Source organism: Actinomyces howellii (assembly GCF_900637165.1).
GTDB classification, from domain to species: Bacteria; Actinomycetota; Actinomycetes; order Actinomycetales; family Actinomycetaceae; genus Actinomyces; species Actinomyces howellii.
Map to the genome: position 1 here is coordinate 226062 of NZ_LR134350.1, position 12112 is coordinate 238173.

At 67.2% G+C, this 12112-nt stretch carries 6 protein-coding genes, 2 tRNA genes and 4 pseudogenes; 7 read left to right on the forward strand and 5 right to left on the reverse strand.

The genetic code is table 11. The features are described from left to right. The first annotated feature begins 61 nt into the window (after positions 1 to 61). Positions 62 to 781, forward strand: coding sequence for a YdcF family protein (locus EL245_RS01005; RefSeq protein ID WP_232009816.1), 720 nt, complete (start codon positions 62 to 64; stop codon positions 779 to 781). Between the two features lie 7 nt (positions 782 to 788). Here the strand turns inward: EL245_RS01005 and EL245_RS01010 are convergent, their stop codons facing one another. Next, on the reverse strand, positions 789 to 1964 hold the full coding sequence (locus tag EL245_RS01010; protein WP_126381282.1) for an aminotransferase class I/II-fold pyridoxal phosphate-dependent enzyme: 1176 nt from the start codon (positions 1962 to 1964) through the stop codon (positions 789 to 791). Positions 1965 to 2150: 186 nt separating this feature from the next. Here EL245_RS01010 and EL245_RS01015 point away from each other — a divergent pair. Further along, positions 2151 to 2241 (forward strand) — tRNA-Ile (locus EL245_RS01015). Positions 2242 to 2325: 84 nt separating this feature from the next. Here the strand turns inward: EL245_RS01015 and EL245_RS01020 are convergent. Further along, positions 2326 to 3579 (reverse strand): DUF1266 domain-containing protein, encoded by a 1254-nt coding sequence (locus EL245_RS01020; protein ID WP_126381284.1) that lies wholly within the window; start codon positions 3577 to 3579, stop codon positions 2326 to 2328. A 171-nt stretch (positions 3580 to 3750) separates the two neighbouring features. Continuing rightward, positions 3751 to 5292: a catalase gene (locus EL245_RS01025; RefSeq protein ID WP_126381286.1), complete on the reverse strand. Its 1542-nt coding sequence runs from the start codon at positions 5290 to 5292 to the stop codon at positions 3751 to 3753. Positions 5293 to 5507: 215 nt separating this feature from the next. Here EL245_RS01025 and EL245_RS01030 point away from each other — a divergent pair. Together EL245_RS01030 and EL245_RS01035 are read left to right on the forward strand one after the other, a co-directional pair. Beyond that, positions 5508 to 5592: transfer RNA gene (locus EL245_RS01030), tRNA-Leu, on the forward strand. Positions 5593 to 6099: 507 nt separating this feature from the next. After that, positions 6100 to 6583, forward strand: a pseudogene (locus EL245_RS01035) (helix-turn-helix domain-containing protein); the annotation flags it as partial. Positions 6584 to 6613: 30 nt separating this feature from the next. On the opposite strand, the pseudogene EL245_RS01040 reads toward EL245_RS01035, so the two are convergent. Next, positions 6614 to 7192, reverse strand: a pseudogene (locus EL245_RS01040) (IS256 family transposase); the annotation flags it as partial. A 43-nt stretch (positions 7193 to 7235) separates the two neighbouring features. Here EL245_RS01040 and EL245_RS01045 point away from each other — a divergent pair. Then, on the forward strand, positions 7236 to 8582 hold the full coding sequence (locus EL245_RS01045; protein ID WP_164719441.1) for an IS256 family transposase: 1347 nt from the start codon (positions 7236 to 7238) through the stop codon (positions 8580 to 8582). A gap of 34 nt (positions 8583 to 8616) precedes the next feature. Here the strand turns inward: EL245_RS01045 and EL245_RS01050 are convergent. Then, positions 8617 to 9390, reverse strand: a pseudogene (locus EL245_RS01050) (IS256 family transposase); the annotation flags it as partial. 104 nt (positions 9391 to 9494) lie between these two features. On the opposite strand from EL245_RS01050, the pseudogene EL245_RS01055 reads away from it, so the two are divergent. Both EL245_RS01055 and EL245_RS01060 read left to right on the forward strand, forming a co-directional pair. Continuing rightward, positions 9495 to 9959: pseudogene (locus EL245_RS01055) on the forward strand (integrase core domain-containing protein); the annotation flags it as partial. 140 nt (positions 9960 to 10099) lie between these two features. Further along, positions 10100 to 10903, forward strand: a complete 804-nt coding sequence (locus tag EL245_RS01060; RefSeq protein ID WP_456297953.1) for a DUF6414 family protein — start codon at positions 10100 to 10102, stop codon at positions 10901 to 10903. The last annotated feature ends 1209 nt before the right edge of the window (positions 10904 to 12112 follow it).

Consider the following 12112-nt stretch of genomic DNA (forward strand, 5'->3'; position numbering starts at 1 on the left):
CCTGCTCCTGTCGTCCGGTCAGACGGGGCCGAGCAGTCGCCAGGTTCACTAGCCTGGGCCCATGACGATCCGCAGACGAGTCCAGGCCTTCCGGGTGGGCGGGCGTCGTCGTCGCGGCCGGGCAGACGGTGCGGGACGGGTCAGGTGGTGCGGGGCGCATCCGGGGTGGCGGGCGGTCCGCATGGGCCTCGTGCTGGTGGTCGGCGCCGTCGTCGCCGCCGAGGTGGCCCACCACCGGGCATCCCGGGCCTATCTCGGGCGGGGTGCGGCCGTGCACGACGACGCGGTCGAGGCCGTCGTCGTCCTGGGTTTCGCCGATCCCGGCAGGTCGGCGGGACTCGTCAACCGTCGACGGGTCGCCTATGCCCTCCGGTCCCAGAGGGGAAGGCGCTCCACCCTGGTCACCAGTGGTGGGGCGGTGGCAGGGCCTGTCCCAGAGGCCGAGCTGCTCGCCGCCCACGCGCGCGCCCTGGGGTACGGCGGGGACCTGGTCACCGAGACGGGCAGCCGCAGCACATGGGAGAACGTCCGCAACGTCATCCCCCTCATCGAGCACGCCCAGAGGATCGTCGTCGTCTCCGACGCCGTCCACGCCGCCAAGGCCCGCTACTACCTGCACATGCAGCGCCCTGACCTCGCTGCGCGTCTGGCCCCTGCGGACGACCACCGCCTGGGGGAGGACCTCGTGCTCAAGGTGCCCACCGCCGTGCTCGGCCTCATCGACCTGGCCCGGGCTCGCCGCCTCCCCGGGCCGCGGCACGGTGGCCGGCGGCGCGTGTGAGGCCGGGTCAGGCCAGGGAGCCCAGGAAAGCGGAGAGGCGCTCCAGCCCCTGGCTGATCTCCTCGCGGGAGGCCGCGTAGGACAGGCGCACGTGGGACTCTGCGGTGGCGACCCCGAAGTCGCGACCGGGTGTGAGCGCGACGTGAGCCTCCTCCAGTGCTCGGGTGCAGAACTCCCAGGCGCCCATGCCGGTGCTCGTCACGTCGAAGTAGACGTAGAAGGCGCCGTCGGGCACGACCGGCACCTCCAGGCCCAGGCGCGCCAGTCCCTCCAGCGCCAGGCGGCGACGTGCCAGGAGCTCGACGCGCCGCTGTTCGCACACCGCCAGGGACTCCGGCGTGAATGCCTCCAGGGCGGCGATCTGGGCAGGGGTCGAGGCGCACAGGAAGTAGTTGACCGCGAGGTCCTGGGCGCAGGCGACGAGCTCCTCAGGCAGGACCACCCAGCCGAGCCTCCACCCCGTCATGCCGAAGTACTTCGAGAAGCTCGACACGACGACGGCGTGGGGGTCGGTGTCCAGGACGGTGCCCGCGGGCCGGCCCGCGGGGTCGGGGTCGGACAGCCCCAGGTAGATCTCGTCGACGATCCGCCACGCGTCCCGCTCGGCGGCGCCGGCACAGATCCGGGCCAGCTCGGTACGTGGGATCGAGGTCCCGGTGGGGTTGGAGGGCGTGGCCAGCATGACGGCGCTCGTCGACGAGGTCCAGGCCGCCTCCATGGCCTCCAGGTCGAGCTGGTAGCGCGAAGAGGCCGTCGTGGGCGCCAGGAGGACTCGGCCCCCGAAGGTCTCGACCAGCGCCCGGTTGCACGGGTAGCAGGGGTCGGCCATGACGACCTCGTCGCCGGGCTCGGTGGTCAGTGCGGTCACGAGCAGCAGGCCCGCCGAGGCCCCCGAGGTGACCAGGACCCGGTCGGGGGAGAGACTCACTCCGTGTCGCCGGTCGTAGAAGTCGGCGATGGCCTGACGCAGGGCGGGCAGCCCGGCTGCGGCGGTGTAGGCCAGCTCGCGCCCGTCCATGACCTGCCGGGCCGCCTCGCGCACGGCCGGGGGTGCGCCGAAGCTCGGCTCACCCAGGCTCAGCTTGGACACGGTGGCCCCTGTGGCCTCGATCTGCCGTGCTCGCGCTCCGATGCTCATGGCGTGGAAGGGCTGGACGGCGGCGGCACGCTGGGTGATCTTCATGGAGGCCTTCCTCGTGGACGGACGGGCCCGGACAGGACCGCGGCACACAGGGTAGGTCCTCGCAGACGCAGGCGTCCCGCCGGTGGGACCGGGGACCGTCCTGCGGGCCCGTCGCCTGCGGTATGGTCGCGTCGACGGCCCTGCACCGGTGCCCGCGGATCCGCCGTGGCCGACCGGGAGGGCCGAGCCCCCATAGCTCAGTGGTTAGAGCAGCGAGCTTATACCTCGTCAGTGTCTGATAAACACGTGGTCCTGGGTTCGAATCCCAGTGGGGGTACGGCGAGCTCCCTCACCGGGTCCGCACTCGCCGACAAGGAACGAGGCCGATAGCCGGGCCCGCACCTCCCGTTGTCGCGGCTTCTTACAAGGGGTTGTTGGCGGTGAAGGAGCGCAGGCGCGGGCCCATCCCGGCCAGGAAGGCGTTGAGCCGGTCCGACAGGCCGGGGTCGGCTGTCGCCGGTGCCGACCAGTTGGGGAAGAGGTCGCCGAGCCCCGTCTCGCCGAGGTAGAACGAGATCCGTTCGCCCGGGACCACGAGCGCGTGGATTCTCGCCTCATCCCACGGGACAGGGGTCCAGGTACGCTTCAGGCCCGAGCCGGTCACGACGACGCAGGACTCCTCCGTGAGCACTGCGGTCAGCCGTCCCGCGTCGCTGATCCTCAGGAAGGGAACGCCGCTCCAGTGGGAGTGGTCCAGGTGGACCCCGGCCCAAAAGGCCTTGGCGGCGCTCCCGTCGGCCCGGGCCGGAAGGTCCCACAGGGGCATGCGGGAGCGCCTCAGGTCGTCGAAGACCACGCCGAGCCCCGCCATGTCGACCGGGTGCCAGAACACCTCCTGGGCCAGGTCCCGAGCACGCAGAAAGGTTCCGGCACTGGCTTCCTTGTTCGTGAGCAGCTTGCTCGTGGCCGCGTCCAGGGGGTGCTCCGCCGTCGCCAGCCAGCCGCTGGCGGCCAGGCGGTGTGCTCGCACGGCGTCGGCGTCGACGAAGGGCTCGACCGCGCCCAGGAGCGGGCGAAGATCCTCCCCGGGCCACAGCGGGGCACGGAACAGGGTGACCGGTGCGCTCAGCGCCAGGACGTGGACGGCGTCGACGAACTGGCGGGGATCGATGATGTAGTCGTTCCCCGCCACGGCGAAGGTCGCCTGGAACACGGCCTTGCCGACCAGGACGGAGGCCAGGTACTGCCCCCAGCCCGCGTAGCGCTGCGCGATACGGCGGGCGTGGCGTCCCAGGAGGTCGGCGAGCTGGCTCTCGTCGATGTGCCTGGCCGTGCGCGCCAGGGTGAGGATCCTGACGATCCGGCAGTCGTCGAATCCTCGGGCGCCGGCCGCACCGGCGAGCATCGCCAGGGCGGGCACCGTCTCGGCGGCGACCATCGGGTCGGCCCACGCGCCGTCGGCCTCGGCGAGCTCCTCGCACCGCGCGATCGTCGAGGCGGCGTCGGTGATGCCGAAGGCGCCCTTGAGTCCCCGGGCGGCGGCCATGCGGTTGAGTCGCCCCCATCCGGAGATCTCGGTGTCGCTCAGCTCGCGCAGGAGGTCCTCATACGGCTTGTTGAGGAGCGTGTCGTCGAAGCGTATGGGCGCGGACAGGAGGTTGAGTTCGGTGAGCATTGTCGGACTCCGTCCTGAGGTCCTGCATGTTCACCGTCGATCCTTCACGACGCGACGGGCCCGAAGCAAGGCCTGCGGCCGGGCATCTCAGCCGGCCGGAGACGACGGCGGGGCCCGGTCAGGCCGCCTCGCGGGCGCGCCTCACCGGGCCCCTGCCTGGGCCTGCCGTCGTCACACCGGCAGCGCCACGAGAGGGCTGCCGTACATCGGGTCGTCCTTGAGGGAGGCCAGAGCCTCCTCCAGGTCCAGCCCGAGAGCTGCGGCGACGCCGGCGCCGTAGGCGGGGTCGGCGGCGTTGCAGTTGCGGATGTGGCGGAACTTCACGAAGGTCGGGGCGTCTCCCATCGCCCTGACGGTGTTGCCGAACAGCGCCTCCTGCTGCTTGGGGGTCATGAGCCGGAACAGCGCCCGGGGCTGCTCGAAGTAGTTGTCGTCATCGGCGTGGGCGTCCCAGAAGGCGGCGTCGCCGTTGATACGCAGCGGCGGCTCCATGAACTCGGGCTGGGCCTGCCACTGACCGAAGCTGTTCGGCTCGTAGTGGGGCAGTCCGCCGTAGTTGGAGTCGACCCGGCCCATGCCGTCACGGTGGTTGGAGTGCACGGGGCAGCGCGGCTGATTGACCGGGATCTGCTGGTAGTTGCCGCCGAGGCGGTAGCGCTGGGCGTCGGCGTAGTTGAACAGCCGGGCCTGGAGCATCTTGTCAGGGCTCACCCCGATGCCGGGCACGAGGTTGCTCGGGGCGAAGGCGCTCTGCTCGACGTCGAGGAAGAAGTTCTCGGGGTTGCGGTTGAGCTCGAACTCGCCGACCTCAATGAGCGGGTAGTCGGCCTTGGGCCACACCTTGGTGAGGTCGAAGGGGTGGTAGGCCACCTTCTCGGCGTCTGTCTCGGGCATGATCTGGACGTACATCGTCCACTTGGGGAAGTCGCCCCGCTCAATCGCCTCGTAGAGGTCTCGCTGGTGGCTCTCACGGTCCCGGCCGATGAGCTCAGTGGCCTCGGCGTCGGTGAGGTTCTTGATGCCCTGCCGGGTCTTGAAGTGGAACTTCACCCAGAAGCGCTCGCCGTCAGCGTTCCAGAAGCTGTAGGTGTGGGAGCCGAAACCGTGCATGTGACGGTAGCTCGCCGGGATACCGCGGTCGCTCATGACGATCGTGACCTGGTGGAGGGCCTCAGGCAGGAGGGTCCAGTAGTCCCAGTTGTTGAGGGCGCTGCGCATGTTGGTGCGCGGGTCGCGCTTGACGGCCTTGTTGAGGTCGGGGAACTGGCGGGGGTCCCTGATGAAGAACACGGGGGTGTTGTTACCCACCATGTCCCAGTTTCCCTCCTCGGTGTAGAACTTCAGCGCGAAGCCTCGGATGTCACGCTCGGCGTCCGCCGCGCCCCGCTCGCCCGCCACGGTGGTGAAGCGCGCGAACATCTCGGTGCGCTTGCCGACCTCGCTGAAGACCGCCGCCCGGGTGAAGCGCGTGATGTCGTGGGTGACGGTGAAGGTGCCGAAGGCGCCCGAGCCCTTGGCGTGCATCCGCCGCTCGGGGATGACCTCGCGGACGAAGGACGCGAGCTTCTCGTTGAGCCACACGTCCTGGGCCAGGAGGGGGCCGCGCGGTCCGGCGGTCAGGGAGTCGCGGTTGGTCGGCACGGGGGCACCGAAGTCGGTCGTAAGGTGGCTCACGGGGCAGCGCTTGATCTCGTCGGACGTTTCATCAGACATGGCTCTCATCCTCTCTAGGCTCATAGGCAAGTTTAGCAGACGCGTTGTCGTCTCGCTAGGTGCTGGCGTGGCCCTCGTCACGGCTGCATCCTCGGCCGGGCCGCAGGGGAGGGGCGGGCGCGGGGCGCTGGCGGGTGGCGGGTGGTGGGTGGCGGGTGGTGGGTGGCGGGCCCGGCGTGGCGAGGAGCGGGCGGCGGTAGGCTCGAGACGCACCCGCCCCCGTGGTGGAATCGGTAGACACCGCGACCTTAAAAGTCGCTGCCTGCTGGCGTGCGGGTTCGAGTCCCGCCGGGGGCACCACGACGCTCTTACACGAACCCGCACCCTGTGGGGTCGGCCTGAGAGCGGTCTCAGACGACGAAGCACGCTCACCCGTTAGGGTGGGCGTTTTTCGTTGGGAGATCGGCGCATCGGCGTGGTCGTCTGGATCTGGTCGGTGGGTGTCGTCTCCGTCGCTCTTCGGACTGACACCGCCCTGCGAGCCTGGCTGGCTCTGGCGGGCAGCCTGGTGGAGGATGGGGCTGGCCAGCTGGTCGAAGGGTGAGTTAAGGATGGCGGCGGCACCGGTCTGGCTGTCCGGGTCGTAGGCGCAGATGGGTGCCGAAGCCGGCGCGGACATGTCCTCCAGCTCCCCTGCCTGCCCCATCTCGTCTGCCTCGTCTCGTCCCGAGGGTTCTGCGGATGGGTTGCGAGGGCCGTCCTGTCTAGGTGTGCTTCTCTGGGAGGTTGTGAACGGGTTGGGTAGGTGAAGGCCTCCTGGGCAGGTTGTGGGTTACCACGTTCACGTCCGTCCCAAGGGAGGCCTTCATGGCTGGCGCTAACGCACCTTTGACGCCTGGGGGGCGTCGTCGTCTGGCCTGCCTGGTGGTGGAGCAGGGATGGTCGCTGCGTCGGGCGGCTGAGCGCTTCCAGGTCTGGCCGGCCACGGTCAGCCGGTGGGTGGTCCGGTGCCGGGCCGGCCAGTCGATGGAGGACCGCTCCAGCCGCCCCCACCGCAGCCCGGGGCGACTGGCACGGCGCACTGAGCGGCGCATCATCGCCCTGAGGGTGACCCGCCGGTGGGGGCCGCACCGCATCGCCTTCCACCTGCGCCTGGCTCGCTCGACGGTGGGGCGGGTCCTGACCCGTTGCGGCGTGCCCCGTCTGGCCGAGGTGGACCAGGCCACGGGGCTGGTGGTGCGTCGCCCGGCGCCGGTGCGCTACGACAAGGAGCACCCGGGCGAGCTGGTCCACGTCGACGCCCAGGAAGCTCGGCCGAGTCCCCTACGGTGGGGGCTGGAGGGCCCACGGGCCTGTCAAGTTTTTTGTGTAAGCGGGTTGTTCAGAGGTGGGGGTTGATTCGGTCGGGGTAGGCGGTGGCGAGCTGGGCGAGGGCTTGTTTCCAGTTGGTGGTGATCCGGCCCTCGACCACGCGTGGCTTGGCCTTGCGCTTGTCCGCGGGCAGGTTCCTGTCCTTGTCGCGTTCTCGTGCCCGCTTGTCCTCGATGTTGCAGATCGCCAGCCACAGCAGCTTGACAGCGGCCTCGTCGCTGGGGAAGTGGCCCCGGTTCTTGGAGATCTTGCGTAGCTGGTAGTTGAGCGACTCGATGCTGTTGGTCGTGTAGATGACCCGGCGCAGCATCGGCGGGAACGCCAGGAACGGGGTGAAACGCTCCCACGCCCTGTCCCAGGTCGCCACCGTCTCGGGGTACTTGTCCCCCAGGGGAGAGCTGCTGAAGGCCGCCAGGGCCTCCAGGGCGGCCTCCTCACTGGGGGCGGCGTAGACCTGCTTGAGAGCAGCGGCGACCTTCTTACGGTCCTGGTAGGCCACGAACCTCATGGAGGCACGGATCAGGTGCACCACGCAGGTCTGGACCATGGAGTCGGGCCAGGTCGCCTCGATCGCCTCGGGCAGGCCGGTCGGGCGTGTTCAATGGTCTGTGTAAGCCCTCTTTGAAGGACTGATGACTGTGACTGATGAGAAGACTGGTCCTGCTGGTGGGCGGGGCGTGGTTGAGGATCTTGTTGCCTCGGGTGGCTTGGACGGGTTGTTCGAGCGGATCGACTCGGGTGAGGTGGGGTTGACGGGCGCCGACGGGCTGCTGCCGGCCCTGCTCAAGGAGGCCCTGGAGCGGGGTCTGCAGGCTGAGCTGACGGAGCATCTTGGCTACGACAAGGGCGAGCAGGCGCCGGTGGCTCGTGGCAACGCCCGCAACGGCACCACGGTCAAGACGATCAGCTCTGAGGTCGGCTCGTTCGAGATCGAGGTCCCCCGCGACAGGGCCGGCAGCTTCACGCCGCGGCTGGTCAGGAAGGGGCAGCGGCGGATGGACGGTCTGGACTCGATGATCATCAGCCTGTACGCCGGTGGTATGACGGTGCGCGAGATCCGCCACCACCTGGAGTCCACGCTCGGTGTGGAGCTGTCGGTGGGGACGATCAGCAGGATCACGGACGCCGTGGCCGAGGCGGTCCTGGACTGGCAGCGCCGCCCGCTGGAGGAGTTCTACCCGGTGGTCTACCTCGACGCGATCCGCGTCAAGGTCCGCGTCGACCACAGGGTCACCACCCGCTCGGCCCACATCGCCGTGGGTGTGGACATGGACGGGATCAAGCACGTCCTGGGTATCTGGGTCCAGGCCGAGGAGGGCGCCTCGTTCTGGGCGCACGTGTGCGCCGAGCTGGCCAACAGGGGCGTCAAGGACGTGCTGATCGTGTGCTGTGACGGGCTGACCGGCCTGCCCGAGGCGATCGAGGCGACCTGGCCCGACTCCATGGTCCAGACCTGCGTGGTGCACCTGATCCGTGCCTCCATGAGGTTCGTGGCCTACCAGGACCGTAAGAAGGTCGCCGCTGCTCTCAAGCAGGTCTACGCCGCCCCCAGTGAGGAGGCCGCCCTGGAGGCCCTGGCGGCCTTCAGCAGCTCTCCCCTGGGGGACAAGTACCCCGAGACGGTGGCGACCTGGGACAGGGCGTGGGAGCGTTTCACCCCGTTCCTGGCGTTCCCGCCGATGCTGCGCCGGGTCATCTACACGACCAACAGCATCGAGTCGCTCAACTACCAGCTACGCAAGATCTCCAAGAACCGGGGCCACTTCCCCAGCGACGAGGCCGCTGTCAAGCTGCTGTGGCTGGCGATCTGCAACATCGAGGACAAGCGGGCACGAGAACGCGACAAGGACAGGAACCTGCCCGCGGACAAGCGCAAGGCCAAGCCACGCGTGGTCGAGGGCCGGATCACCACCAACTGGAAACAAGCCCTCGCCCAGCTCGCCACCGCCTACCCCGACCGAATCAACCCCCACCTCTGAACAACCCGCTTACACAAAAAACTTGACAGGCCCGGCCGGTCAGCCCGTCACAGCACACGATCAGCACGTCCTTGACGCCCCTGTTGGCCAGCTCGGCGCACACGTGCGCCCAGAACGAGGCGCCCTCCTCGGCCTGGACCCAGATACCCAGGACGTGCTTGATCCCGTCCATGTCCACACCCACGGCGATGTGGGCCGAGCGGGTGGTGACCCTGTGGTCGACGCGGACCTTGACGCGGATCGCGTCGAGGTAGACCACCGGGTAGAACTCCTCCAGCGGGCGGCGCTGCCAGTCCAGGACCGCCTCGGCCACGGCGTCCGTGATCCTGCTGATCGTCCCCACCGACAGCTCCACACCGAGCGTGGACTCCAGGTGGTGGCGGATCTCGCGCACCGTCATACCACCGGCGTACAGGCTGATGATCATCGAGTCCAGACCGTCCATCCGCCGCTGCCCCTTCCTGACCAGCCGCGGCGTGAAGCTGCCGGCCCTGTCGCGGGGGACCTCGATCTCGAACGAGCCGACCTCAGAGCTGATCGTCTTGACCGTGGTGCCGTTGCGGGCGTTGCCACGAGCCACCGGCGCCTGCTCGCCCTTGTCGTAGCCAAGATGCTCCGTCAGCTCAGCCTGCAGACCCCGCTCCAGGGCCTCCTTGAGCAGGGCCGGCAGCAGCCCGTCGGCGCCCGTCAACCCCACCTCACCCGAGTCGATCCGCTCGAACAACCCGTCCAAGCCACCCGAGGCAACAAGATCCTCAACCACGCCCCGCCCACCAGCAGGACCAGTCTTCTCATCAGTCACAGTCATCAGTCCTTCAAAGAGGGCTTACACAGACCATTGAACACGCCCGGGCCCACGGGCGCGGCTCAGCGCCAGCCCTGGCCGCCGACCGCGCCAAGACCAGGTCCCGCCGCACGGGACGGACCGCCGGCGGGTACCGGTACCTGCACCACGCCGTTGACGACCACTCGCGCCTGGTCTGCTCCGAGATCCTCCAAGACGAGACCACGCAGACCGCCGCGGGGTTCTGGCGGCGCGCGGCCGCGTTCTTCGCCTCCATCGGCATGCGCGTGCAGGCGGTGATGACCGATAACGGCGCCTGCTACCGCTCACAGGCCTTCAACACGGCGCTCGGACAGTCGGTCAAGCACCGCTACACCCGCCCCTACCGTCCCCAGACCAACGGCAAGGTCGAGCGCTTCAACCGCACCCTGATGAGCGAATGGGCCTACGCCCGCACCTACACCAGCCAGACCCAGCGCGAGGCCGCCTACACCCAGTGGCTCCACCACTACAACCACCACCGACCCCACACCGCCCTCGACGGCCAGACCCCCGCAGACCGCGTTCACAACCTCACAGGGAACTACACCTAGGCTTCCGGAACCTGACTAACTACATTGCCCGCTCGCTACTCGAGACCGGCGGATTCAGACCCCACCTACACCCTCGTTTGCGATGATCCTCTTATGAAACTAGGATTGACACATTGAGCGTTATGTGGTACGAATATCTCATGTTGTTCAAAACTCAGTATCTTGACCAAGAAACTCTCCTCAGCTACGTAGCTTCGATCGAAGGCGGAGTGCGTCAGTCTGGCTCTTCGAAATCAATGACGTCACATGGCGTGGGTGGCGGGCTAGTAGTTGGTCCTGCCAGGGCTCAGGCGGACCGCAAAGGCGAAGAGGAGATGACGCTCACCCTTGAAGACCATGACTCTGCTCGCCTGGCTCGTCTCATCGATGCTGGACATAAAGACCCTGAGAATCTCGCGTGGATTAGTGTGAGCAATCCTGATGACGACTTTGAGGGTATCGGCTATGGTGCAATGATTGAGTGGGAGTGCGATATTCATATTCCGGAAGGTATTTTGGCCTTATCGCGCGTGGACGAAGTGCGCAGTTTTCTCGATATGGCGGCAAATATGATTCCAGTAGCCCAAGAGTTCAATCTTGACATGGACGGATTACCGGACGCCAAACAACTCTCGACCATGAGAAAGGCCATAGATAGCATTGAGGTCACACCTGTTGTCGTAGGAGAAGACGACGATACTGGATGGAGAGTGGTTGGTGCTCTCGATAGGAAATGGATTAACGCGGGCTCTAATCTCGAAGGCAGGGTTTGTATCCTTGGCAAGGTCACTAAGATCGTTTCCGAGGGTAGGTGGTACCCCCTAGTGTCTTTGCCTGGAATGAACATAGTGGGCCGCAAGGAACGCCGCGAAATGGAGCGCCGGGGCCCTAAGGCGAAGGATGAGGAAGCTCAGTATCTAGAAGGGCCCCTCCTTGTAGTGGACTACTTGGCGATCTATAGTTAATCAGTTGTGGCGCCGACAATCCAGCGGCCTGATGCATCGATTTTTTTTAGATTCTATTCTACTGCTGACGGCGGCCGTGCCGCGATGACTATGGCGGATAGGGTCCGGGCACTACCTGGGGGCGCGGGAAGACACTGCGCCCGGTCTGCGACGATCTGGGGAGCTTTGCAGGTGGTGGCTGGCCAGGTCGGCGATGCTCGTGGCGTCTAGGAGCCAGTCCAGTATCACGATCTGGATCGAGGGGCGGCGGTCTGCTGCCAAGGAAGGACATCTGCGGAAACTCCTATGATACGACCTTATTTCGTCCTCTCTCGCCCTGACGGTTTCATATCGTGTGGAGCGGTTCATTGAGATGCTTCCGCACCGTTCCGCGGTCGAAGCCGAGCACTAGTTGTAGTTCCCTGTGAGGGCGATCTCGCCAACATCACCGTCGCACAACCCGGTGGCAGACTGATAGCGCATCGTTCGCCTCCGCATGAATATCGAGTGCGGTAGCCCAATTTTCGCACGAGACGACCGATGCGCTCGTAAACGACGCAAACAACCCATCGCACATAACACCCTGGGGTGGCTGGCTTTGAGTAGCGAGCGGACGACGTGGGAATGATACTGCGGATGCCGAGGGCGCTGTCTCGGAGGCGTTCAAAGCGGCCTTTGATCGCTTCTGTGGGTAGGTTGCTGGTACGGGGCGGTCGAAGTAGGCCAGCACGTCGGCACCCCGCTTCTGGAGGGTGCGTCCCAGGGTGATCAGCGTGATAAACTGCTTGGGACGCCTGCGCGCACACGGTGATCAGTCGGCGCATCGGCTCGCGGCCGTGTGTCGGTCGGTGAGCAGGATCCGGCGGGACGCGTAGCGGGGGTCCGTTCGGCGGCGGTGAGGGGTGGAGCTCGTGCTGAACTTGCCGTTGGCACCTGTCGAGCGCGTCAACGGCCAGACGAGCCACGTAGAAGGGATCCGTTACCACAGTGGTGTCGGACAGCTCCCCGCTTGTGGCGGTCCTGGTTGCCGGATAACCCGTCCATGGCGACGCACTCGACGCGGTTGCGCCAGTCGATGGCGTGGATCGACGCTTCGCCGACGAGGTGGTCGACGTAGGCCAGGACGAAGGTGTAGGCCGTGGCGGGCTGTGAGCCTGCGGTGTCGGCGATCTTGCGCTGGAGCTCGGCACTGCTGCGGGGACGCCAGCACGGTGGTAGGTCTGTAGACCT